18 protein-coding genes, 5 tRNA genes and 1 pseudogene are annotated in these 25,285 nt (G+C 32.2%); 13 read left to right on the forward strand and 11 right to left on the reverse strand.

What is annotated here, in order from left to right; all coding sequences use genetic code 11:
* Positions 1-98: 98 nt before the first annotated feature.
* Positions 99-1,631, reverse strand: a complete 1,533-nt coding sequence (locus LS81_RS04695; protein WP_034345981.1) for a YifB family Mg chelatase-like AAA ATPase — start codon at positions 1,629-1,631, stop codon at positions 99-101.
* Between the two features lie 379 nt (positions 1,632-2,010).
* Here LS81_RS04695 and LS81_RS04700 point away from each other — a divergent pair.
* From LS81_RS04700 to LS81_RS04725, 6 genes are all read left to right on the forward strand, one after another.
* Positions 2,011-2,095 (forward strand) — tRNA-Leu (locus LS81_RS04700).
* A 67-nt stretch (positions 2,096-2,162) separates the two neighbouring features.
* A tRNA-Gly gene (locus LS81_RS04705) sits at positions 2,163-2,237 on the forward strand.
* A gap of 237 nt (positions 2,238-2,474) precedes the next feature.
* A tRNA-Leu gene (locus LS81_RS04710) sits at positions 2,475-2,560 on the forward strand.
* 20 nt (positions 2,561-2,580) lie between these two features.
* Positions 2,581-2,655: transfer RNA gene (locus LS81_RS04715), tRNA-Cys, on the forward strand.
* A 30-nt stretch (positions 2,656-2,685) separates the two neighbouring features.
* Positions 2,686-2,773: transfer RNA gene (locus LS81_RS04720), tRNA-Ser, on the forward strand.
* Between the two features lie 287 nt (positions 2,774-3,060).
* Positions 3,061-3,924 carry a fumarylacetoacetate hydrolase family protein gene (locus LS81_RS04725; protein ID WP_034345982.1) on the forward strand — a complete coding sequence of 288 codons (864 nt, stop codon included), beginning with the start codon at positions 3,061-3,063 and terminating at the stop codon, positions 3,922-3,924.
* A 592-nt stretch (positions 3,925-4,516) separates the two neighbouring features.
* Here LS81_RS04725 and LS81_RS04730 read toward each other — a convergent pair.
* A complete protein-coding gene (locus LS81_RS04730; RefSeq protein WP_199769762.1) occupies positions 4,517-4,999 on the reverse strand; it encodes a KdsC family phosphatase in 483 nt (160 codons plus the stop codon).
* On the reverse strand, positions 4,996-5,610 hold the full coding sequence (gene hisB, locus LS81_RS04735; RefSeq protein WP_104696522.1) for an imidazoleglycerol-phosphate dehydratase HisB: 615 nt from the start codon (positions 5,608-5,610) through the stop codon (positions 4,996-4,998). Before hisB ends, LS81_RS04730 begins: the two co-directional genes overlap by 4 nt.
* A 239-nt stretch (positions 5,611-5,849) precedes the next feature.
* Between hisB and LS81_RS04740 the strand changes: the two genes are divergently transcribed.
* The 3 genes from LS81_RS04740 to yaaA all read left to right on the forward strand — a co-directional run bounded on the left by LS81_RS04740 (position 5,850) and on the right by yaaA (position 7,556).
* Positions 5,850-6,347 (forward strand): DUF4149 domain-containing protein, encoded by a 498-nt coding sequence (locus tag LS81_RS04740; protein WP_034345985.1) that lies wholly within the window; start codon positions 5,850-5,852, stop codon positions 6,345-6,347.
* Positions 6,348-6,420: 73 nt separating this feature from the next.
* Positions 6,421-6,651 carry an HP1242/YdcH family protein gene (locus LS81_RS04745; RefSeq protein WP_034316582.1) on the forward strand — a complete coding sequence of 77 codons (231 nt, stop codon included), beginning with the start codon at positions 6,421-6,423 and terminating at the stop codon, positions 6,649-6,651.
* 89 nt (positions 6,652-6,740) lie between these two features.
* Entirely contained in the window at positions 6,741-7,556 is an 816-nt protein-coding gene (gene yaaA / locus LS81_RS04750; RefSeq protein ID WP_034345987.1) for a peroxide stress protein YaaA, read from the forward strand.
* 287 nt (positions 7,557-7,843) lie between these two features.
* Here the strand turns inward: yaaA and hemN are convergent, their stop codons facing one another.
* The 3 genes from hemN to LS81_RS04770 all read right to left on the reverse strand — a co-directional run bounded on the left by hemN (position 7,844) and on the right by LS81_RS04770 (position 11,183).
* Positions 7,844-9,223 (reverse strand): oxygen-independent coproporphyrinogen III oxidase, encoded by a 1,380-nt coding sequence (gene hemN, locus LS81_RS04760; protein ID WP_034345989.1) that lies wholly within the window; start codon positions 9,221-9,223, stop codon positions 7,844-7,846.
* A gap of 197 nt (positions 9,224-9,420) precedes the next feature.
* Complete coding sequence (locus LS81_RS04765; protein ID WP_034345991.1) at positions 9,421-10,233, reverse strand: toxin-antitoxin system YwqK family antitoxin; 813 nt, start codon at positions 10,231-10,233, stop codon at positions 9,421-9,423.
* A 209-nt stretch (positions 10,234-10,442) separates the two neighbouring features.
* Complete coding sequence (locus LS81_RS04770; protein WP_034345993.1) at positions 10,443-11,183, reverse strand: efflux RND transporter periplasmic adaptor subunit; 741 nt, start codon at positions 11,181-11,183, stop codon at positions 10,443-10,445.
* A 606-nt stretch (positions 11,184-11,789) separates the two neighbouring features.
* Between LS81_RS04770 and LS81_RS04775 the strand changes: the two genes are divergently transcribed.
* Positions 11,790-12,722 (forward strand): ribose-phosphate pyrophosphokinase, encoded by a 933-nt coding sequence (locus LS81_RS04775; protein ID WP_034345995.1) that lies wholly within the window; start codon positions 11,790-11,792, stop codon positions 12,720-12,722.
* A 76-nt stretch (positions 12,723-12,798) separates the two neighbouring features.
* Positions 12,799-13,650, forward strand: coding sequence for an LPP20 family lipoprotein (locus LS81_RS04780; RefSeq protein ID WP_237022200.1), 852 nt, complete (start codon positions 12,799-12,801; stop codon positions 13,648-13,650).
* Between the two features lie 212 nt (positions 13,651-13,862).
* Here LS81_RS04780 and LS81_RS04785 read toward each other — a convergent pair.
* The 4 genes and pseudogenes from LS81_RS04785 to LS81_RS04800 all read right to left on the reverse strand — a co-directional run bounded on the left by LS81_RS04785 (position 13,863) and on the right by LS81_RS04800 (position 21,222).
* A pseudogene (locus tag LS81_RS04785) lies at positions 13,863-14,834 on the reverse strand (cation diffusion facilitator family transporter).
* Positions 14,835-15,367: 533 nt separating this feature from the next.
* The gene (locus LS81_RS04790; protein ID WP_034345998.1) at positions 15,368-16,804 is read right to left on the reverse strand and encodes a Mur ligase family protein; all 1,437 of its coding nucleotides are present in this window, start codon (positions 16,802-16,804) and stop codon (positions 15,368-15,370) included.
* A gap of 81 nt (positions 16,805-16,885) precedes the next feature.
* Positions 16,886-18,634 (reverse strand): methyl-accepting chemotaxis protein, encoded by a 1,749-nt coding sequence (locus LS81_RS04795; RefSeq protein WP_081955912.1) that lies wholly within the window; start codon positions 18,632-18,634, stop codon positions 16,886-16,888.
* A gap of 119 nt (positions 18,635-18,753) precedes the next feature.
* Positions 18,754-21,222, reverse strand: a complete 2,469-nt coding sequence (locus tag LS81_RS04800) for an MMPL family transporter (RefSeq protein ID WP_034346000.1) — start codon at positions 21,220-21,222, stop codon at positions 18,754-18,756.
* A 284-nt stretch (positions 21,223-21,506) separates the two neighbouring features.
* Between LS81_RS04800 and LS81_RS04805 the strand changes: the two genes are divergently transcribed.
* Positions 21,507-22,274, forward strand: coding sequence for an ABC transporter ATP-binding protein (locus tag LS81_RS04805; protein ID WP_034346002.1), 768 nt, complete (start codon positions 21,507-21,509; stop codon positions 22,272-22,274).
* Positions 22,275-22,342: 68 nt separating this feature from the next.
* On the opposite strand, the gene LS81_RS04810 is transcribed toward LS81_RS04805, so the two are convergent.
* Positions 22,343-23,647 carry a hypothetical protein gene (locus LS81_RS04810; protein WP_034346004.1) on the reverse strand — a complete coding sequence of 435 codons (1,305 nt, stop codon included), beginning with the start codon at positions 23,645-23,647 and terminating at the stop codon, positions 22,343-22,345.
* A 508-nt stretch (positions 23,648-24,155) separates the two neighbouring features.
* Here LS81_RS04810 and panB point away from each other — a divergent pair.
* The gene (gene panB / locus LS81_RS04815) at positions 24,156-24,950 is read left to right on the forward strand and encodes a 3-methyl-2-oxobutanoate hydroxymethyltransferase (protein WP_034346006.1); all 795 of its coding nucleotides are present in this window, start codon (positions 24,156-24,158) and stop codon (positions 24,948-24,950) included.
* The last annotated feature ends 335 nt before the right edge of the window (positions 24,951-25,285 follow it).

A 25,285-nucleotide genomic window follows, 5' to 3' on the forward strand; every position in this document is an offset into this window, starting at 1 on the left:
TGCGCAAACAGATAGTGTAACATAAAGCTAATTGTAATAGGCAAATATCACAATGCTTTAAGATGGTGTGATATATTTCTTAGATCTAAAAGTCTTTATCACACTTTGCGATAACTTAAAGCCTCTAAAATATGTTCCTTCTTTATATCGCTAGAATCTTGCATATCAGCAAGTGTTCTAGCAACTTTTCTTATCTTTTGTTCACCTCTATAACTTAAATTAAAACGCATTTTAGCTTGTTCTAAAAGATTTTTGCACTCTATGCTAAGTGGGCAGTATTGTTCTACTTGTATAGGCAATAGCTTACCATTGAAAATAGTATTTCCTTTTGCATCAATTTGTCCTCGCTCAATTTGACGTTTAAACACATTAAATACAACCTGCTGCATATCCTTAGATTCTGTAAGACTAGATTGCGTTTGTGTGTCTATATGCTCTTGCATCTGCACATAAAGATCTATTCTGTCTAAAAATGGTTCGCTTAGATTATTTCTATAACTTCTAATTTCAGAATCTTTACATCGACATTCTTTTGTAGGTGAGAATAAATTTCCACATGGACAAGGATTCATAGCACCGACAAATAAAAAGGAGGTATCATATACAACCTTTGAATGCACTCGTGATATAGCGAGTTGATTATTCTCAAGTGGTTCTCGCAAAGATTCTAAAATATCTCGTTTAAAATAGGGTAATTCATCAAAAAATATAATGCCATTATGTGCTAGAGCAATCTCTCCTGGGCTTACTTTAAATTGAGATGCACTGCCTAAAATACTAGCTTTTGAGGCACTCTGATGAGGTGATCTAAAACTCCTTATGGGTTTATAGCACAACACCTGCTCATTATAGGCTTGTAGCTTTACACTCTCTATCATCTCCCTTAGGCTTAAAGGTGGAAGAATATATTGCATACGCTTTGCAATCATGCTTTTACCACATCCAGGACTCCCCTCAAATAAGATATTGTGAAATCCACATGCAGCAATCAAGGCAGCTCGAATAGCCCTCTCTTGATTTTTTACATCAGAAAAGTCCATATCAAAAGAAGTATCATAATAAAATGTCATACCATTAATTTTAAGCGATTGAAAATCAAAATCACTATTTACACTTGTCTGTGGTATATTTCCCTTTAGAATCTCGAGTGCCTCTAGTATATTATCAGCAAAATACATAAAAAGATTTGGTATCTTGCTATAAAGTGCTTTTGCTTCATTTGGTAAAATAACTTTTGCATTTGGTTTATGCAGAGCAATATCTAGCAGCATAGGGTAGATCAAAGGTACATTTTTTATCACACCATCAAGCCCCAACTCGCCAAAGGCAAACCACGTATCTAACACAACACTTTCTTTACTAGCAGCTATCAAAAGTGCAATAGGCAAATCAAAATGACTGCCATTTTTTGGCAAATCTGAGGGTGAAAGATTTACATTAAGCTTTAATGGTGGAAAGTCTATGCCAAGATTAGCAAGAGAGCTTGTTACACGATGTTGAGATTCCTTAATAGAACTTGAAGCAAGTCCTGTAATATTAAAAGTTGGTAATCCCCGTGTAAAAGTCGCTTCAACTTCAATGATTTTAGAATCTAACCCATCTTGCGTTGCACAATATATTTTATTAACCATGTCGTATCTTTATTGTATTTTCTATGATTACTGAATTATAGCATAAGCAAATTGTGGTTTCATATTTCATAGTAACATCTTATTTTAAGATTCAAGAATCTTAATTTGGATATATTTAAAGGAGAACTGTGTTTTACAACAAATAACAAATATAAATTGATTAGTGTAGATTTTTGTTTTATACATTAAAAACAATATATGGATTGATAATAACCAATGTAAAATCAAAATCCATAATATAATGGTCACATGAGAATCCATAATATAAAAAGCAAGGAAAGCATAAATTAATCATCATATTTAATAAAATAAAGTAGAATTGCTAACAATTTTATTTTATTTTAAGTTTATTGAGGTATAATCTCATTTCATCTTTAACGCGGAAGTGGCGAAATTGGCAGACGCACTAGACTTAGGATCTAGCGCCGCAAGGCATGGAGGTTCGATTCCTCTCTTCCGCACCATTTTTTTTGATATTTATTGCAAAAAATGTTATTTTTTATGCTATAATTTCAGCTCTCATTTTAATATGCGGGAATAGCTCAGTGGTAGAGCACAACCTTGCCAAGGTTGGGGCCGCGGGTTCGATCCCCGTTTCCCGCTCCATTTTTAACGTTTGATTTTTAAATTGAGAAAAATAATAAAATATGATTAGTTGTCGATTATTTGGTAGTTATTTCATTAGATGATTAGTGATTATGCCTTGCTGTATCTTTTTGATGCATAAATAGGAAGCTAGGGATTACTTAGTTTTTATGGAAAATATATTACTATTGTAAAAGACGGCATACACACTATATATATGCGTTTTGCAATGGCTTTTGTGCTTGTTGCAATTGTTTTGCCCAGGTGGTGGAAATGGTAGACACAAGGGACTTAAAATCCCTCGGACCTAGTCCGTACCGGTTCAAGTCCGGTCTTGGGCACCACTTTATTATTTAGGTGTGTTGGCGACATAGCCAAGTGGTAAGGCATGAGCCTGCAAAGCTTTGATTCCTCGGTTCGAATCCGAGTGTCGCCTCCATTAGAGTTTTTATCATAACATCAAAATATTCGGGAGATGGCTGAGTGGTCGAAAGCGGCGGTCTTGAAAACCGTTGAGGGTCACACCTCCGGGGGTTCGAATCCCTCTCTCCCGGCCACTTTTATATATAATTTTGAATTCTTGTTTTTAAACTACATGCGATATTTCCATAAAATCTTAGTGCATGTTTTTAGTATATGATTATTTCTTGATGATATATTTTATCAAGAAGGCATTGTGCACTCTTTCATGAATTACATATTGCATTTTAGCAACAAAAATAAATGATATATTTTCAAACCCACATACTAAAGAGATTCTAAAAATCTTGACTATACAATCATATGCTTACTTATATGCTATCATTGCAACAACACACAACATAAGCTAATAAAAGGATAGACAATGGAACTACATGGCAAACTTGTAAGATTTTTAGATAATGGTATCGAATTCTTGGGAATCTTGCGTGAAAATGATACAATGGTTATGCCGCTTGATATAAGTAATAATATGAATGATTTTATAGTGCATTATGATAGTTTTAAACAATATCTTAATAAACCAAATCCGCTTATACCACTTTGTGATGTAACGTTACTCTCACCTATCAAAACACCGCTGCAAGATATTATTTGTCTTGGTATTAACTACATGGAACATGCAATAGAATCTATGCGTTTTAAAAATGAAGCCTTTGATGGCAAACGCGAGGAAGCTGTATATTTTAGCAAACGCGTTAATGAGTGTAATGCACCAAATGGTGATTTTTTTATAACAAACAATACAGAGCAGTTAGACTACGAGGTTGAGCTTGTGGTTATTATTGGCAAAGATTGTCGCCATGCAACGCGAGAAAATGCACATGATTTCATATTTGGATATACAATAGCTAATGATATTTCAGCAAGGGATTTGCAGCAAAAACATAAACAATGGTATGCAGGCAAAAGCTTAGAAGGTGCATTCCCTATGGGTCCATGTATTGTTTTACGTGATGATTTAGATATTACAAATCTTGATATCAAAAGCTATGTTAATGGTGAGTTGAGACAAAATAGCAATACTTCTAAATTAATTTTTGATGTACCATATGTTATTGCCGAATTATCTTCATATTTTACATTAAAAGCAGGCAGCATTATATCTATGGGGACCCCTAGTGGCGTTGGAATGGGGTTTGTGCCACCAAAATTTTTAAAAGCAGGTGATGAAGTAGTCTGTGAGATTCAAGGCATCGGGACATTAAAAACTAATATTAAAGAGTAAAAAACAAAACTGAATGAGTGACTAGATAAATAGGTTATTTACTGATTAAATGAAGTCATAGAATCAATTCTAAATTATAGTATTTTGTCACAAAACATTGGTTTGCCTTTAGATATGTATTTTTGGGCTGCAGTAAATTCTCTAAATATTAATCTATTAACTAGAGGCTTATCTTACGGAATCCATAGCAAAAGAAATGAAAGCTTCTCATATGGCAACAAGCAACATAAAACAAACACTTTTACCCATTACAACTTCATATATATTTACAACAAGACAAAGTAAAAGCAATAGTATATATGTGACATTTAACTTAAAACATTATCATGATATGCAAAAAAGCTTATTTAAGCATAAAAGCATTCAAACATGTTGTATTGCAAATTTTTAAAATATTAATCTACAACCATCTATGAGTAAAACCTCTGTAAAAATAGCCCTCAATGGTGTATAACAACAATAACATCTAAACAAGAACCCATACAATAAGCTTTATTTTACGCAAGAAAATAAATTTCAAAGTATTTGCATAACTCTCAAAAACAATAAGGCTTTTTTGCAAAATAACATAAAATCATATAGCTAACATAAGCTAGTCTTTGATGTTTGCCAATGTATCAATCATTTCTCGTACGGCACCCTCACCACCCTTTGCATGTGTAACAAAAGATGCACGCATCTTATTAATACTGCTTGCATCTGCTGGAGCAAAACTATAGCGACAAAATGCATACATATTTAAGTCATTTATATCATCGCCTATACATGCTACATTATCAGATGAAATCTTATACTTTTTACAAATCCTTTTTAAACATGCAAGTTTATCATCTATACCCAAATGCACTTCGTGTATGCCAAGCTCTTTTGCTCTGTGTTGGGTTAAAATACATTGTCTACCACTAATAATACTCACAAGCCCACCGCTCTTAATCCACTCGCTAATGCCCATGCCATCTTTTACGTTAAAACTTTTTGTTTCAGTGATAACACCATTTATGTGTAATAACCCAATTTGCCCATTTGTTAGTGTGCCATCTACATCTAAAACTATCATTTTTATCATATCGCTCATAGACACCCCTTTGTGCTTGGAATCTGTAAGGAAGAGTTTTTTGTTATCGCTCGTCTCAAACTCACTGCAAATGCTTTAAAGGTAGATTCTATAATGTGATGTAAATTTTTACCACGTTGCAAGACAATGTGTGCACTTATACCAAACTGCATAACAAGAGCACGAAAAAATTCTTCTACCAATTCCACATCAAATTCCCCAACCTTGCCATAGAATCCATTTTGTGCAGCTTGCATGTCAAAAAGCAAGTATGCACGATTACTAATGTCAATATCACAAGACACACACGCCTCATCCATGACAACAGAGCAATTTCCAAAACGCTCTATATTCTGCACAGGAAATATGGCTTTACGTAACGCCTGTCCAAGCACAATACCACAATCCTCCACACTATGGTGCATATCAATTTCTAAGTCACCCTTGCACATCAGATTTATATCAATAAGCGAATGCTTTGAAAACGCCTCAAGCATATGATTAAAAAAACCAATACCAGTCTGTATATCACTTATACCGCTTGCATAAAGGCTAAGTGTTAGATTGATTTGTGTTTCTTTGGTATTCCGCTCAATTGTTATTTGTTCTTGTTTATACACATTTTCACTCATATCTATATCCAAAATTTCAAAAAATCATTATGGGATTGATTTTAACATATTTTTATCGAGATATAATATATGTTATAAAAAGCGAAAAAGATGGCTATAGACTTCTAAGTCTTTCATAGCGATATGTTAATTATTTAAAAAGATAGTGTGTGCTTAGAGATTCTATATTTCTAAATACAATATAAGCTATAAATAAATATGATATAATTAGTTCTTATTATTATTTTTGGAGGATTTTTATGGCAAGGTATATGCGAATATTTGATTCTTTCTACTTGTTGTTGCTTGGTGTTGGTGTTGGCGGCATTATTGCATGCGGAGCCTTTAGTGCACCAATTATCTTTAATATTGATCGATTTATCCCTTCATTCTCAAAAATGGATAGTGGGCTTGTTATGGGAAAAATATTTGTGCGTTTAAATGTATATTTGGTATTTTTAGCAATTATTATCGCACTATATGAGAGTTTTAGTTTTTTTGCTAGAATATTAAAACTCAAAATTGTATATTCAAATTTTTGGATCATATTGGGTGTATTAAATATTATTCTCATTGCTTTGTTTGTGTATTATTATACGCCTTTTATACTAGATACACAAAATCTTTCGAGTAATAAATTTTTGAGTATGCATGAGCAAAGTGTATGGGTATTTAAGGCGTTAATGTTTACCTTAAGCACATTATTTATATGGAGATTATATCTATTGCATTATGTATCTCAAAGTATTAAAAAATAGTCCAAATTTTATAGCTTATTAATTATTTTAGTTTAAAATATCAACATCTTAATTTGATTTGTAAGGAGAAGCCATGTTTCATGAATATAGAGAAGAGATCACATATCTTAAGCAGCACAATGCGCATTTTGAAAAGATTTTTAATGAGCATAATGACTTAGACCAAAAGATACAGAATGCAGAGAATGGCATAGAACATCTTAGCAATCAAGAAATTGAGGTGCTAAAAAAGCAAAAATTACACCTAAAAGATCAAGCATATGCAATGATACTCGAACACAAAAAAGCACATCCACAATCCTAATCACAATTACACACATATAATGGCAAGATAGCATATCTATAATCTTGCTCTCACTTATACACAACTTTCATATAACATCGAGGGTAAATATGAACTTTGTTATTTTATTTAGTCCAAGTGAAGATAAATTTCTCAATGATGATGATTTCCTTAGGGAGACGTCCATACAAAAAACAGAGTCATTATTTTTTCTAGAATCTTTGTGGCAAAATGAGGTATTAAATCACCATAGAATAGACATTATCACACATTACTATGACGCGTTGTCTGCGATTTTGGAGCATAGAGATAAGGCCTTATTGGAATCTATATATGGTGCAAAAAGCTTTAATGATAAAAATATTTTTGATTTACATGCAGCCCTACATTCTAAAAAATTATTAAAAGCCATAGAACGTTATAATGGAGTAGCATTTCAGGGGTTATCTTTTCATACATTATCACAAAATGCTAAGGATTTTATTTTGCATAATGTGCTTATTTTTAGTAATCTATTTGGTGTTATAAGGGCAAGTGATTCTATCCCTTATTACAAGTTAAAACAGGGTACAAAAATAAAAAATCTCACACTAAAAGACGTATATGCTCCATTTATATTGCCTTTAGAGCAAATAATGCAGACAAAGCAATATGTTATTGATTTACGTGCTGGAATCTACACAAAACTTTTTAAACCAACACTACCTCATTTCTTTTTTGAGTTTCAAAAAGAAGGAAAGACAATTAGTCATTATGCCAAACTTTATCGTGGCAATATATTACGCCTGATTGCACAAGATGGACATAATCTAATGTTTCAAGAGTGTTTTGATTATCTTTGTTCCCTGCATGATGCAAATTTCAGATTCCACAGCTATACACAAAAAGAAAATTGCTTTACTCTATGTTATGAAATCCTATCTTAATCATCTTATCACACTACGAGAAAGGATTGAAAAATCTCTTGAAATTTCAAGCTATAAGATATGGCTTTCTGTGAGCTTTACTGGAAATCCAAAGTGGCTATGAGGATTGTGCCTACATATTTTCTATATCAAATATATAAAATAGATTCTTTAAAAATGTGTTGCAAAACATACATCTTGTCAAATGCCTATTACATGCACATTTTGCAAGTGGCAAAAACAATCTAAGCCATTTTACTTTTAAGGATTATAAATAAGACAATCTCTTATAAGCTTTTATAATACAACTAAATTGTTTTACTAAATTGTTTTGTGATATTTTTTGTAAAATATGTATCAAAGATCATTGCGATATTTCTAATCAGCATTTTACCTGTTGCACTCACTTCAATCCTATGAGAATCCATTGTAAGCAAACCAAGCTCACACATAGGTTTTAATGCCTCAAGTTCATTAGAAAAGTGTTGAATGCAATCAATCCCAAAACTTCTATTAACTACATCAAAATCAAGCTTTGCATTATTCATTAAACTCATAATTACTTCTTTACGCAATATATCTTCAGGGCTTAAAAGAATACCTTGTGCCACAGGCAAAGTATTATTATCTAAACTTGCTTCATAATTTGCCATATCCTTGTGATTTTGTGTATAATAATCCACACCCTCTCCAATGGCAGTCAAACCAATACCAATTGTTTGTGAAAAACCTTTTGTTGTATAACCTTGAAAATTCCTACGTAACTCCCCCTCATGTTTTGCAACACATAAAGTGTCATTCTTTTTTGCAAAATGATCCATACCTATCATTTCATAATCATTATCATGCAGGAATTCAATGGTGTTTTGCAGAATCTTTAGTTTCTCTTCTGGACTTGGAAGAGTTGTCTCATCAATCTTACGCATAGTTTTTTTAACCCATGGCACATGCGCGTAGTTAAAGATTGCTAATCTTTCTGGGCTAAGTTTTATAACAGATTCCAAAGTGTTTGCGAAACTCTTTTCATTTTGATAAGGCAAACCATAAATCAAATCAAAATTAATAGAATTTATATTATATTTTCTAGCTAAAGCTACACTATTTTCCACAAGACTAAAGGGTTGGATTCTATTGATATGTTGCTGCACCTTCATATCGAAATCTTGCACCCCAAAACTTATACGATTAAAACCGCAATTCTTTAACACCACCATTTGCTCTTCGTTAAAATGACGTGGATCTATCTCACAACTTATCTCACATGATTCTGAAAAATTTGGGAAAACATCTTTTATCATTTGTGTAATTGTTTGTAGTTGCCCTGCATCAAAAAATGTCGGAGTGCCACCGCCAAAATGGAATTGCACAACTTTCCGAGTTGTATCCATAGAATCTTTAAGGAGAGTTAACTCTTTTTTCAAATATTGTATATAACGCTCCTTTTTATCCTCTTTGCTCGTATATATCACGTTGCAACCACAAAAATAACATGCGCTTTTGCAAAATGGTAAGTGTGTGTATAACGACAAATCTTTATCTTTATATTTAGAATCTGCACGCTTAAAAGATTCTAAAAGTGTAACCGCATTAAAGTCTTTATGAAACTCATTTGCAGTAGGATAGCTTGTATATCTTGGTCCAGGTTTTGAGTATTTTGCTAGTTTTGAAAAATCAATAGATTCATACATATCATTCCTTTAACACTTCTTAGTAACTAAGACTTGCAATTATATCTAAAGCGAAAAAGAATATGTTAATGTATGCAATAAACGCAAAAAATCTCATATTTTTAATAAGTTAGAGATCACATGTCCTCTGTAAGATAAGCTGCATGTTAGCCTGTTCTGCTTTATAATTGCAAAACTATCACTACAATCTATATGAGCTATTTTAAACACAAATCATAAACTTGATATTTTATCTTACTAAAATCTGTGCTTGGGATTTTATCTCCATTGCCACATGCAGCCTCTATTATTTCATCATTATGATACAAAATCTTGATTCTAAGTCTCCCATCTTCATGGTAATATGCTGTAATACCATCTAATTTTCCATCTTTGAAAGTATCTTCTACAAACATATTTCCGTTTTCATCATAAGTTAGCTGGACACCATGCAATTTATCATCATGAAATGGTGTGCTTTGTTTAAGAATCCCATTTTCATAATAAGTTTCTCTTACACCTTCTCTCTTATCATGTTGGTAATGGGATATTTCTTTTATATTTCCATTTTCAAAATAGAACTTGTGAATGCCATGTTTATCGTTATTCTTGTATGTCCCCTCACTAAAAATATTTCCATTCAAGTGATAGCATGTTGTTTCACCTTCTTGCATACTGTAACGATAATTTGCCCTACATTCAATATTGCCATTTTCATCATAGAATACTGCTTCTCCATGCATCTCACCGTTATAATATGGTATAGTATCTAAAAGTTGCCCATTTTTATAATACCCTTTAACAACACCATGCACTTGATTATTTTTATATGGGAGCTCTTGTGAGATAACACCATTTCTATAAAATTCTCGTTCAATGCAACCTGTCTGCTTGTCTTTTTCGCTTTGACACTCCATTAAGCTTTGATATTTATCTTGAGTTTGATCATCTATTAAACTTTGATGTCTATCTAGAGTTGGATTTTGTAAAAACATTAACGCATAAAACACTTTTATAATTGCATACTGCATTAAAATCTCCTGACATAAAAAATCTAGAATATACATAGAATCTTGTGTTTCTTGCTCCTAGTCACATTCTAGATAAGAATCTCAAATATATACAAAATGCACTCTTATCTCACAATAAACCCACTGACTTATCATAAACCACGCCACAAGCACAACTCATATAACAATTTGGCTTACAGACTTTTGATTGAGCATTACTTGTATGTATTTTATCTTGTTGTTATAATGTAGCCATCACCAAAAAGACCTGGCTGCATAGAATCTGGCACAATCGCTTCAGCACTCACTTTTCTTGTGTTCACGTCCACAGCTGGATATATCTTGTATATCTTTGCCTCTCTTTCCACACCTTTTCCATCAATCCTATACCGATAAATATCTCCAATTTTTACATCTGATAGATACTTAGAATCAAACTGGATAATTATCTTTTTTTCATTACTAATAAGACGAAATAGCTTTGTTTGATTTGCCCCTACACCATCCCCTAGCTCAATATTACGACTAGCAATCACACCATCAAATGGTGCAACAAGCGTTGTCCGCCGCAAAAGTTCACTTTGATATTTAAGACTATATTGCAAATTATCATATGTGCTTTCAAGATTCTTATAATTTGAATAATTTTGCTCTAATGTATTTTTATCAATAGCACTCCCGCTCCTTTTAAATCTCTCATATTGATTTTTTGCAAAAGTGTATTGTGCCTTTGCACCCTCTAGTTGTGCCTTTTGCATATTAACATTTTGGATTCTATCTTCATTTGAAAGTGAAAGAAGTGCATCATCTTTCTTAACTTCTGTCCCCACATCAACATAAATATTTGACACAATACCACTTGTATCCATCATAAGGTTAGAATCTCTTACTGCCGCTACGTTAAAAACCCCATATATTTCCGCCCCAAGCATTATCTGAATGCTTACAAAAAATATGATAAACAATCGCATATTATTCCTTTATCTACAGAATCTATCTTGATTCTATTGTTTTATGTAATAAGAATATTATTATAAGCAAAATTTTAGGATATATTTTAAATCTAGTAATTCAAAATACATGTTAGATCATAATACAAAGACATCTTGTTTGATCACTTAGTGTATTTTATGTATTTTTACTTCCTACACAAATTTAACCTTTTTTAGCTTCTAAAGTTTATAAGTATGATTTCTTACTCTCTTAAAACTCACTAGATTTTAAGAGATTGAAGTATTTGGGATCCAATTTATTTAGAATCAAGAAATTATTGTAATTAAAAATATAAGTTTTATTGTAAACACTTAAACACCTATATATAAAAACAATATTGATAACATATAAGCCATAACTATACACTTCAGCATTCACAAAACTACTTAAATAAAGCATTTTTAAGCACATCAAAAAAATATTTTTTGATATTATAGGATAAACAAAGTCTCTAAAAAATAGACTTTAGAATAATGTATGTGAGAAAATATAAGCCTCGCTTTATCATATTCTCCAAAAAATTTAGCTAAAATTCTAGATACCGAATATTCACAATATAAACATTAAATTAAAAAAGGAATACTTTGAAAGGCTTCAAAATTTTTACAGGAAACGCACACCCAGAGTTCAGTAGAGAGTTAGCAACGCATCTTGATTGTTCGTTATCAAAAGCATTATTGACACGTTTTAGTGATGGTGAGATTAACGTGCAAATTAGTGAATCTGTACGTGGAAAAGATGTATTTATCGTGCAGCCAACTTGTGCTCCAACAAATGATAACCTTATGGAGCTACTCATAATGGCAGACGCTTTTAAACGTAGTAGCGCAAACTCTATTAACGCTGTGATCCCATATTTTGGCTATGCAAGGCAGGACAGAAAGGCGGCTCCTAGAGTGCCTATTACCGCAAAACTTGTTGCTAATCTTATACAAAGTGCGGGTATAAATCGCATTATCACTATGGATTTACACGCAGGACAGATACAAGGCTTTTTTGACATTCCAGTAGATAATCTCTATGGAGCAATCGTATTTAGGGATTATATACGACATAAAAAAGAGTTAAAAAATCCAATTATTGCAAGTCCAGATATCGGTGGTGTAGCACGGGCTAGGTATTTTGCAAATCAATTGGGACTAGATTTGGTGATCGTTGATAAAAGAAGAGAAAAAGCTAATGAGAGTGAAGTAATGAATATCATTGGTGATGTTACAAATAAAGACGTTATTTTACTTGATGACATGATTGATACTGCTGGGACAATGTGTAAAGCTGCAAAGACACTAAAAGATAAGGGTGCTACAAGCGTTATGGCAATTGGCACACACCCAGTCTTAAGCGGTAATGCGTATGATAAAATCAATGAAAGTGTGTTAGATGAAGTAGTGCTAAGCAATTCTATCCCATTACAACAGACAAGCTCAAAAATCAAGATTCTATCTGTCGCACCACTTTTTGCAGAAGTTGTACGCAGAATCTATCACAATGAAAGTGTAAATTCCCTATTTATTTAGATGTCAAACGATTGGAGATAACATGCAAAAATATCTGCAATTCTCATATATTTTCATATATACCTTAATATCTATAGTGCTACTTAGCCTATATGGTTGTAAAGATGTAAAAAATGCGAGTTTAAATAAAGATAAACCAAGTAAAGACTATATCTATGGTGAGGGATCTGGAGTCAATTTTGATCTTGCAAAACAATATGCACTGCAGGATCTTGCAACAAATTTGCAGGTGAGTATTAGATACTCAACACAGCAAAATATTGCTCAACACAATAATACATTGCAAACAAGCGGTATAAGCAATACACTTTTAGAATCTAAAATCAAAGACATACCATCAGTAGAGGTTGAAAAAACAACAAAAAAAGATAATAGGGTTAATGTCCGCGTAAGAGTAAGCAAAGAAGTCCTAGAGGGCTCGATTAGAAATCGCATAATCCATGCACAAAACGATCTTCAGACAATACTTCAAACTTGCAACCAAGTATCTTTTTCACAATATAAAAAATTTAAAACGAAGTTAAGTGGATTGAAAGAAGACATTGCACTCTATCAGGCTTTAACAAAAAATATGAGTTATGGAAATGCTATGATTCTTGACTTTCAAAATATGATTTCTACATATCCTAGCTATGCCTTGCACTGGGAGTTAAATGGCTTATATAATTATCAGAATGACATCCAAGCAATTATAACAACTGAATTAAGTAAATTTATCAAGATTAACCCACAAGCTAAACAAACACTATATATAAAAGCAAATAATGACAATCCATTACAATTCCTATTGCAATTTTATGATTGCAAAAATAATCTAGAAAATGCAATACAAATTAACACACACGCAAGCAAAAACGACATGCTACAAGGATCAAAAAAATCTCGCTTAGGAGCCATAATATATAAAGCACTCAATGATATGTATTAATCGCCAATAATACAACCCACTAGATTCTATATCATCATACATATGATACAAGCAATCTATTATCACACAAAGTACTAACCTTTCCAATCACAAATCAAAAGATAATCTCTATATATTCTCACTAGGGTTTAACCAAAAAGTATATAACAAGAGTTTAAGATCTTTGGCATATTTTAAAAAATTTTGCACTTTGTAATCTCCTATAACCAACCTTATAGCCACTTTGGATTTCCAGTAAAGCTCACAGAAAGCCATATCTTATAGCTTGGAATTTCAAGAGATTTTTCAATCCTTTCTCGTATATGATCAAATTCTAATATTGATGCAATCTTACAATCCTTATCCACTAAAATATTTACTTCCACCATATAAAAACGCCCAGACTTTGCCACATGCGTATCATAATCACTAAAGCCAAATTCATCACTCAAAGATTCTGTAATCTGCGTAATTTTAGTATCAATCTCACTTGGAGCAACCATAATCAAATCTTTAAAATTTGCAATAGCTATGCGGATAGGTGAAATACACAGCATTAAAGAAAGCAATGCTAAAAGCAAAGGATCTACATACATTGCAAAAATACTCTATGGACTTAGCAGGAAATAAATCACACCAAAAGCACATAATGCACCCAAATACAACACACAATCAATCTTCCACTCTGTATTATCCACCTTAATCAAATCAGATTCTAAAAGTTTTGTATAAAATAAAGTATAGACAAACAATGCTGTGCAGAAAGCAAATGCACACAGACTATACGCCACAGCACCGCCAAGCTCCACTGCATATCCACCATAAATGATACTCTGCAATGCATTAATAAAAGCATATATACATACAAAAACAAGCACAAGAGATTTAAAAAGATTTACCATAGGCTCAAACCGAACATAGCCATACTGAAAAATATCATCATCTTCCTTATAAATATAACGTGAAGTAATTACGCTTAATGCACCAAGTCCCACACTAATCAAGGCAACAAAGCCATCAAAAATGACTGTCATTGACTTAACTAAAATCCCAAAGCCAATACCAAAAACTGCAAGTATTAATGCACCATACATCGAAACCTTCAGCACAAATTGCTCTTTTTCTGCAGCTTTTTTAGAATCTACTTTAAGTGCATGTTTTAATGTTAAGATTTGTGTTTTTTGGCTTTCTTGTTTATGTATCATGGATTGAGAAACTACAGGGTTAGGATCTGTGTGCTCATGAATTTCTAAGGGAGATTCCACTAAATCTTTAGAATCTTGTGTAGCTTTTCTCACACTTGTGCCATAGGGAAGACGAGAAATATTTATATTAGTTTGGTTCTTTGTGTTTGTATATATTTGTGTGCTTGTCTTTTTTACATCCATAATATAACCTTTTAATTTTTGTATTCATCCAACATAATTTCCTTGGGATTATAACTAAAGAATGCAGTTAGTCATTAAAATGCACACTAAGATGTAACATATAAGCATTTTCTCACCACATACTTATCATAAAGATTTTTATATTACACTGAAAAATTATAAAAATCTTAGAGTTAGAGTAAAATTAGCACGGTGATATTTTAAGGTTTCAGCATGAAAACGTACTTAAATATTTGTCATAAAGATTATATGGATACTTCTTTAGTGAGCTATTTACAACCATAACGATTTCTTTGTATCATGCAATCATTACACAACTTGCGTAATTAGTTATATAATCCAAAAAACTATCATTCAAATATTTTCTCCATAAGTTCATTAAACTTATCGCCTCTTTCTTTATATGATGAATATTGATCAAGACTTGCACATGCAGGAGATAGCATAACAATGGGTCTGTTAGAATCATCACAATGCTTGTCCATATCGTTGATAGAATCTAGCGTATAATCATTACATAGCACAGAATAGATAGACTCCATAGCATTATCTAGAGTGAAACACTTTTTCACCCATATATCATTTGCTCTACACTCACTTGCTATCATGGCTCCATCTCTTCCAATGCTAAATACTTTTACTTTATTTTCTTGCAAGAATGGATACAGCATATCCATTTTTGCCCCCTTAGAATCCCCGCCCAAAATAAGATATATTCTATGATGTCTATATGTATATAATGCTGATAAAACTGCATGTGGATTTGTCGCTTTAGAATCATTGATAAAGAGCAAACCATGCTTTTTATGCTCTTCCATACGATATGCACCGATTTTATACTCCAAGATATTATCTATATCAAACGCAACATTACCAAAGTGCATACCACTAGCAGCCACCATAAAATCAAGTTTAAAAGGCTCTTTAAAGTAATCAAAATATTTCTTTTCGCACTGCAAATATGCGTAAAGATCTCTAGAATCTGTATAAAGCATTACATTGGCTTTTGTGCTAGTTATAATATTTTTTGCTACCTCATATTGCATAAGTTCACGTGGAATAAGAGCATAATGCTTCTTTGAATCTGCCGCATAGTTCATATATTGAAGTGGTTTTAACTTATCAGCAATATATGCTTCAAATCCACCATGCCAACTTATATGATCTTGACTTAAAGGCAATAAAATATAAATATTAGGTAAAGCATAATATGTATAATGTAGGCTAAAAGAGCTTGTTTCAAGCACCCATAGAGCATTGCAATCCTGCATTGATGGTACATCATACACCTTGTAATTTTCTGACATGCGTTTATGATGTTGAAAATGTTTTATATCTATTGGAGTTTGTATGGTGTCACACATGTAATCTTGCATAAAAAGTGTAGCAAGTGGAATACCAATATTACCTCCACTTTTTGCATTGAGCATACAAGATAACATTTCGGTTGTTGTTGTCTTACCATTTGTCCCACTCACCCAAATACTATATATCCCCTTTGCAATATGAAAGATAAAATCGTACTCGCTGATAATGTTTTTAAAATAACTTAAAAATGCAGAATCTGGCTGTATCCCTGGACTAATAATTGCTAAATTTGTGTCTCCATGTGGATTTATCTCCTGCAGTGTCGCTATCTTCTTAAATGACTGACAGATATTCCCCATTAAATCTATTTCATCATTTTTATATTTATCATCATAAATATGACATGTTATATTTTGCTTATTTAAGAGAGTAACTAATGCCTTGTTTGTAACGCCATAACCCAAAATATTAACATACATAAAACCACCCCTAATACTTTAATTTATATAACATTATAGCAAATATTATTTTAGGGATGAGGCGGTTGTAAAATACATATCTTAAAACCTCTTACTCTTCACATCTTCTAATATCTTGTTTGCAATAGAATCTACTGCATTATAAATCTCTTGTGAATGATTGGCAATGTCTACATTCTGCTCTGTAATGCTTTCAAGCTGGGAGATTGTCTCATTCATATTACCTACATTTTGTGTCTGTTGCTGTATTGATTCTGCCATATCGTGAATACTTTGTGCTAATACATTTGTATTTGCTTCAATCTCACCTAAGCTTTTTTGCGTCCTTTCTGCAAGCTTTCTCACCTCATCAGCAACAACTGCAAAACCTCTGCCATGCTCCCCTGCCCTTGCTGCCTCAATAGCTGCATTTAAAGCAAGTAGATTTGTCTGATCTGCTATATCACGTATGATTCCTATAATATTTTTAATATCTTCGCTTTGCCTAATAACATCATTTGTTCGACTTGAGACACTCTGCATAGAATCAGTAATATTTTCTATTTGAGCTGCTGCGTTTTGCAATGATTGACTTTGCGTGTGTGCACCTTGAGTAAGATTTTCAACTGCACTCTCCAATTCCTTATTTTTTTCACTTAACTCATGTGCATAACTTGCTGATATCTTAAGCATTTGAGCAATAGAATCACCCAGCCCATTAATGGCTACACCAAAGCCTTTTGCATCTTCAATCCTATCTGTAAAATCATTATTTTCATAGGAGGTAAATACGCGTGAACTTTTTTTTAAATCATCACCTAACAATTCCAATAAAGTAGAAGACATAGCATTTATCGCATCTTTTAGTTCATTGATTTGAGGATTAAGACTCTTATGGACTACAAGCTTACCAAATCGCCCAACTTTTGCTTCTTCTACAATATTTAACACATCTTGCACTAATATAGAATCTTGCTTTAAAGACTCATTTGTTTGCTGTATATTATTACCAATAACTTGTGCCATACGCCCTAACTCATCCTTAGATTTTAAAGGGATGAAGTCTATATGCGAAATCTCACGATTAAGATAGCGGAAAAATGACACAATGTTATGTTGTAAAATTCGTATTCCCTTTGTCAAATTGTTGTAAAATATTATGGTTAAAGGACAAAAAATTGCTAGAAAAATGATGATAGAAAACCATATATTTCTATGTAAAATTTCTTGCATACTTGTGAGTATGAGCTTTGAGATTTTACTAGTATGACCTTGCAGAGTATCAATATATACACCAGTTGAAATCCACATATTATCTGTATTTGGAATCATTGCTGAATATGCAACTTTCTGTGCCTCGCCTAATCGTCCATCAGGCAATGGTTTAGAGAATACAAAATATACAAATTTTCCCTTACCTTCTTTTGCATTCTTATATAACTCCTGCACATAATACACCCCATTTGAATCCTTTGCATTTTGTAACGAGGTGCCGATTAAATCTTTTCTATTTGGATGGGCTACATTGACATGCCCCTTATAGACAAAATAGTAGCCTGATTTATCATCTTCAAAATGAAAATCCTCTATAGCTTTGGCAATAATTGCAAGTTGTGACTTTTCATCTAAACCATTAACCAAGACACCAAGGCTTGATGCCATAGAATCTGTACCTAATTTTATCTTTTCCTCTGTCTCTTTTTGTATGATGCTACTAAGACTTTCTTGCATACTTACTCCAATTTCTTCTTTTCCAAACAACATAAAACCAACAAAAATCGCAAAACTTATGAAAGAACCAAGTGCTAATATTAAAAATTTATATTTTAATGAAAGATTACCATAGATCATATTATGATTTTCCCCTCCCAATTTATTACTTCCCTAATTGAACAAGGTAGGGTTATCATTCTAACACATTTTGGAATCTTTCAAAATTGAGGTATATAAAAATGACATTCTTATGACAACTACTTGCTACGATGTAACGGACGATGTAAAATAAGTAGAGCAAGGATACATAACATGCCCACAAAAATGACTTCTCCAAATGAATTAAGTGCTTTTGTCTCACTAATAATTAAAATCCCAAATGATAAACCTGTCGTGAGAATTGAAAAGAATATTGCATGGGCTGTACGCAAATTTTTTCCCTCTTTCACAGAATAAATTCCATAATCAACACTTACAACAACAAGAATAAGCAATGCAAAAAGATGCATAATATTTAATGTACTATGTGAAGCAATCACGCAAAGTGTGCATGAAAGTGGAAATAATACAAACACAACAGAATCAAAAAACGCCTCTCTTGCGGTAATAAATAACATGCCAATCATCAAACATAGTGCAATAGCAAGGACAATAAGCATAGGTTTATAAATTGTATTTGTAAGATTATCCATAATATGCTGCAGACCTCGCACTTCAATATCAGATTCTCCACTCTTAAGCTGCTTTGAAAAAGTGTCAATACGATCTAAATCGCTATTATGTGCAATAGTCAGATAATAAAATCTTTTTGTATTAGGTTGCATAGAAGCATTAGAATCTTTACTAATATTATTTGATTTTACTACAGAATCTGTTTCCATATTATTAGATTCCATGTCTTCTACAACTATATTAAAGCCCATACTAGAGAGATCATCTAATGTTATCTCTGGTTTATCATCAAGCACATAACTCTCTTTAAACATGGAAAACAAATCATCTATGGATGCCATTTTATCTTCTAAGCTTTCCGAATCATCTTCATCATTATTTAATATTTGTAGAATCTTTGTCTTTAAATGTGGAAGCGATTGCAACAATGCGATCTTATTTTTCCTCACAATTTCAGATTCTATAAATTTTGTATTTAATTCCATCTGATTGCTAGTGGGTATAAGTGAGAGTGGAATAAAAGTTTTTGCATTATTTTCATGTAAAAATTCTTGTGTTTCTCTCGCAAGAGTGATTAAGCCATTAAGGCTATTGCTTGATAATAGAATCTGTGTTGTATTACCTTGTGCATCTGCAAAAAATGTGCGTTCATTTAACATATGCTTATTTTGATAATCAAGCTTTGATAAATCAAAATCAAGCCGTAAAGACATAAATGCAATGATAAATCCACAAAGTGCAATGCCTAAGAACCAATAACTAGAGATTTTTTGGAATCTAATATACATGAGTTTAGGGAATAAGCGTGGCTTACTAAAACCAATTTGGGGATACATGAAAGCAAAACTAATATAGCAAAATGTCAATGAAATAATTGCATACAAAGAAAGCTGTGCGAGTAATGGGAATGGTATAAATAAGCATGCACTAAACCCAATAATGGTTGTAATATACCCATAAAATACAGGGCGATTAAATACCCTTTTGCCTCCTACATAGAGATTAAAAAAGTTATGATGCATCATATAATCAATAGCGATATTGCTAATCCCCATACCAAAGCTTAGTGCCATAATCGTTACCTTTGGATACACGCTTGATACAACCAAAATGGCAATAATATTTGCTGTAATTAAAGTGCAGATTGTATTTAATGTGAGCAATGGGATACGAATAATCACAAAATAAAGCACAATAAATGCAAGAGTTGCAAAACTAAGCAAGAAATTGACTTCATTAAGAATTAAACCAAGATTTTCTACATTCATAAAATTTTGCGAAAAGTATCGAATATCTGGATACTCTTTTGCAATCTGCATAAAGCTATCTAGAGTCTCTTGCACTTTCTCACTCTTCACATCTTTCATTGTTACAATAGCCATGTAGCCATAATTTTTTGCTACAAAAATATGAGGTTTTGGTATTTGTAATGTTAGAAGCTGCAAAGGATCGCTTGGGTGAAACATAGTATTATAAGAGGGTGCATTATCATGGAATGTATTATGAGTTTTAGATATTGGATTATTTTCTTTTTGCATATTTGTAGATTCTAAAGTCTTTGTATTTTCTTTATTATTGTTTTTATTTAGTCCTTCACTCTCTTCTATTAATCCGCTATCAAGTGTTTCTTCTTCAAGCATTTGAGCCTGTAGTGTCTCTAACCCATTAAGCACACGAGTTTCAATTTGATCCTTTGTAAGCACCTTATCTATGGGTTGTGGCACGGCGGTATAAAGATAGTTTTGCATAAGAAAATCTTCCAACGCATCTGAAGCACTCGTGCGAGTCATAATGCTATCTATATTTGGCACATCTTTTAATTTTGACAAAAATTCATCTAATGTATCTCTAGATTCCTCCTCAAATCCTTTTATGGCAACAAGGATATGATTGGAGTTTGCAAACTTTTGATAAACATCAATGATTTTCTTATCTTTAGTCTGTGGAAACAAATCAAGCACTTCTTGCGTAATTTCTATCTTGTTGTTATAAAAGAACAATACAAACAAAAACGCTGCAAATACCAAAGCAATAACATTTATAAAATGACGCATAAAATCCCCTATTCATATATTTGTAAATAATTGGCTTTCTCAACCTAATACATTGTATTTACTTTGAAGCTTTAGTGTATTTCTACGATTGGTTAAGTATCATTGCATTTTGATTCCCTAGTGGTTGCCTATTTTAAATACTGCATTATATCCTATTTTTTATGCTAAATTACATATTAATGACTTATATCTGTTATTATAATTCCAAGAAATTTTAAAAATTTAGATGTTTTAGATGTAATAGATTTCATTTTTATTAACATCTCACAAAATTAAGGAAAATCATGTTACTAGAAGTTCGCAATATCAATCACACTTTCACATACAATACCTTTTTTAAAAAATATACAAAACAGATTCTAAGCAATATTAATTTTCAAATGCAACAAGATGAAAATGTTGCGCTCATAGGTCCTAGTGGATGTGGGAAAAGCACCTTAGCAAAAATTATCGCACAACTTCAAAAGCCACAAAGCGGACAAATACTTTTTCACAACAACGTTATACAGTTACAAAATCTTCATCAAAGAAGAGAGTTTTATAAACAGGTGCAAATTTTATTTCAAGATCCATTAGGATCTCTTAATCCACGATATAATGTTTTAGAGCATTTGCAAGAACCACTTAACTATCTTTTAAACATAAAGAATAAGACAGCACAATTGCAAAAAATATATCCACTTTTAGATCAATTAGCCTTGCCAAAAAATATACTCTATCATTACCCTCAAATGCTTTCTGGTGGACAAGCACAAAGGATTTGTATCGCACGAATGTTACTCATAAAGCCTCTATTTGTCATTCTGGATGAGACGACTTCTGGGCTTGATTACCAACTGCAAGAAGAAATATGGGATTTATTTTTAAATATGCAAAAAACTTACAACACAACTTTCTTGTTTATTACACATGATCTTATGCTTGCACACAAGTATTGTCAAACCATCATGCTTATGGAAGAAGGCAAGATTATTGAAAGTATAAAAGCAAATGACGAGTTTCAATCCAACTTAGGTAGGGAACTTATGGCATGTTTTAATGCAGTGCTATAAACTAAAAAATATGATAAAAATCACATAAGATTAAAAATACATTTAAGTATCCTTATTGTAGTCATACATCATTTTAGCAATACAGAGAAAGGATCAAGGGGCATGAAGCTTAATTGCATGGAATCTGCATTTACTGATACACTACTAGCCCTGCAAGCCCACTCAAATAACGTAGCCATCACTACAAGTCCATTATATGCTAACAAAGGTGCTAAAAGTCTTTTTTCATGTGCATTAAAGGGTGATAGCACATAATTAGCAACCTCTTGTTTCCCACTCTTTTGATGTGAACAAAAGAGTTTCATGACAGCTTCATAATCTTCTTTTTTTATAGAATCTGCACTTAGTGTTAAGTTTGGATGAACCATACATTTTAGACTATCATGCGAACATGGACTTTCAGTCATTTGAGTAAATGCTAAATGACTTGATATAGCTTCCTTGGAATCTAATTTTTTACCATTTTCTAGATGAGCTTTATTGTGAGCATGAGATGAAAAATCTTGTTGAGAATCTAGATTAGATATTTGATTCTTCCACGTATGATAATCATTAGAATTTAAATTATTATCTCCAAAAATCTTAGATTCCATAACTTTGAAGAAACTTTTTGTTTTAAATATGTTGTGCAGACAAAGCCTCTTTAAATATGTCTCATAAAAGAGTGTTCTAAAAGATTCTATACTTATATGTGCATCATTATGCATAAGAGAGTTTAGCATGTCATGCAATATTATGTTGTTGCCAATACCAAGTTTTATACGTAAATAATCCCTTTTCACATACTCATGGATTGACTTCAAACCATTATGTCCACCGCTTCCACCTTTATAACGAAAGCTTAGATTCCCAAAGCGGGTATCTAAATCATCATAAACAACAATCATTTGTGCAATATTGCATTTCTTTTCAATGCTTTGAAGTGCAATGCCACTTCTATTCATAAAAGTTGTTGGAGCGATACATACAATCTCATAGTTACTTGACAAATTTGCCAATTTCTCTCTAAAAATCTTTTGCAACGAAAAGCTATCTAAATGCTTTTTGTGTGGATTTAAAAATTTGAGTTGTGCCAAGAAGGAAGGAAAATACTCTAAAACCCTAACAAAATCTTTAAGATTAAGTCTTGATTGTAAGCTTTGCATACTCTTTTGTTCCTGCCACTGCATTATATCTTTTTGTTGCTTACGTAAAAGCCCTTCAATATCCCCAAGTAGAAATTCAGTATTTTGATACGTCAAGGAATCATCCAACGCACAAGGATTATTAATGATCTGTGTAAGTGCGTAAAGACTTAAGAAGCCAATATTGTGCCTTGTCATTGCGTATTTTGCACCAATGTTTCCCAAACCCACAATAGCTATTGTCTGCATACTTGTCCTTTTACATTTATAATCTTGCAATTATAACGAACAATCAAATATTAATGGGCACACTCTATATGAATTTGTTAAGCATAATTAAAAATCTTAAAAATCTATCTCTTACATGCATAGCTTCCAGATATTCATTATAAAAAACAATGTGCAAGAAAAGCATAATTTTATAAGCATATAAATACTATCTTAATTAAATATCAAGATGATTTATAAAGACTTATCTTTATTGTCTTTTTCATATAAAGTGGATTTAATATATTAAAAAATAAATCATCACAAAAAAGCTTTGTAAATATATGATTTAACTATATCTTAACTATATTCATAATATTGCTAATAAGTTCCCTTTGTTGCGAATGAATCATTGATATGGACTTAACAATAAATAGATTATAAGTGAATTATGATTGATTTATTTAGACTTTATAGCATCAATAGCCTTACGACATGATTTTCATTAAAGTTATGCTACAATATTTTAAATTCATAAAAGGGCAAAGGTATGTTAGATAAGAAAGTAACATTAAATACACTACGTGCAAAAAAAGGTAAAGAAAAAATTGTTGCAATCACTGCATATGATGCACTTATGGCTAAAATCTTTGATGGTGAGGTTGATGTGATTTTAGTTGGAGATAGCCTTAAGATGAGTTTTGGTGGTGAGAATGAAACATTACGTGCAAATCTTGATGAGATGATTTATCACACAAAGGCGGTATGTGCTGGAACTAAGTATTCTTTCGTGCTTGGTGATATGCCCTTTGGAACTTATGCAACAAAGAAAATGGCTTTAACAAATGCACTTAGATATTATAAAGAGTGTAATGTTGATGCGTTGAAGATAGAAGTAGATTCCAATAAAATTGATGTTGTAAAAGCACTCTGCACAGAAGGTATCGCTGTTATGGCGCACATTGGTTTAAAACCACAATTTATGCGTTTTGAAGGTGGCTTTAAAGTAAAGGGTAAGAATGAGGTAGAAGAGAATGAACTTATAGAGAGTGCAATCGCCATGCAAGAAGCTGGTGCTTTTGGTATACTCTGCGAGGGAATAAAAGCAAGTGTTGCACAAAAAATTACACAAGCTGTGCAAATTCCTACTATTGGTATTGGTGCAGGAGTGCATTGTGATGGACAGATTCTTGTATGGAGTGATGCCTTTGGCTTCTTTGATGCATTTAAGCCTAAGTTTGTGCGACAATATTGCGATGGTAAAGATATGCTAAAAAATGCTGTACGTAATTATGCAAATGATGTAAAAAATGCGGTATTCCCTAGCGATAATGAAAGTTATTAAAGTGTTACATTAATGTATAAAATTCAAATCACTTTCCACACAATAAGGTATTATATTTGAAATCTAACCTCTTTTATCCATTGATATTGTGTAATAATGCATTACATCGTATTAATAGATGCGACTTTTATTTTTACTCACTCAATAAATAACAACATAAACTAATTTGTTACACAACTGGGAATGATAATTCATATACTTAACTTAACTATACTCTCAACTCAAGAAACTATAATTATTTGAAAAGTATAAATTGTTTGATCTAATAATATGAGCTCTAATAGTATTAGCCACTCTTTCCTATTATTTGCTCACACAAATCAAGCTATTACATC

Origin of the sequence: Helicobacter trogontum, assembly GCF_000765905.2 — a bacterium.
In the GTDB taxonomy this organism is placed as follows: Bacteria; Campylobacterota; Campylobacteria; order Campylobacterales; family Helicobacteraceae; genus Helicobacter_A; species Helicobacter_A trogontum.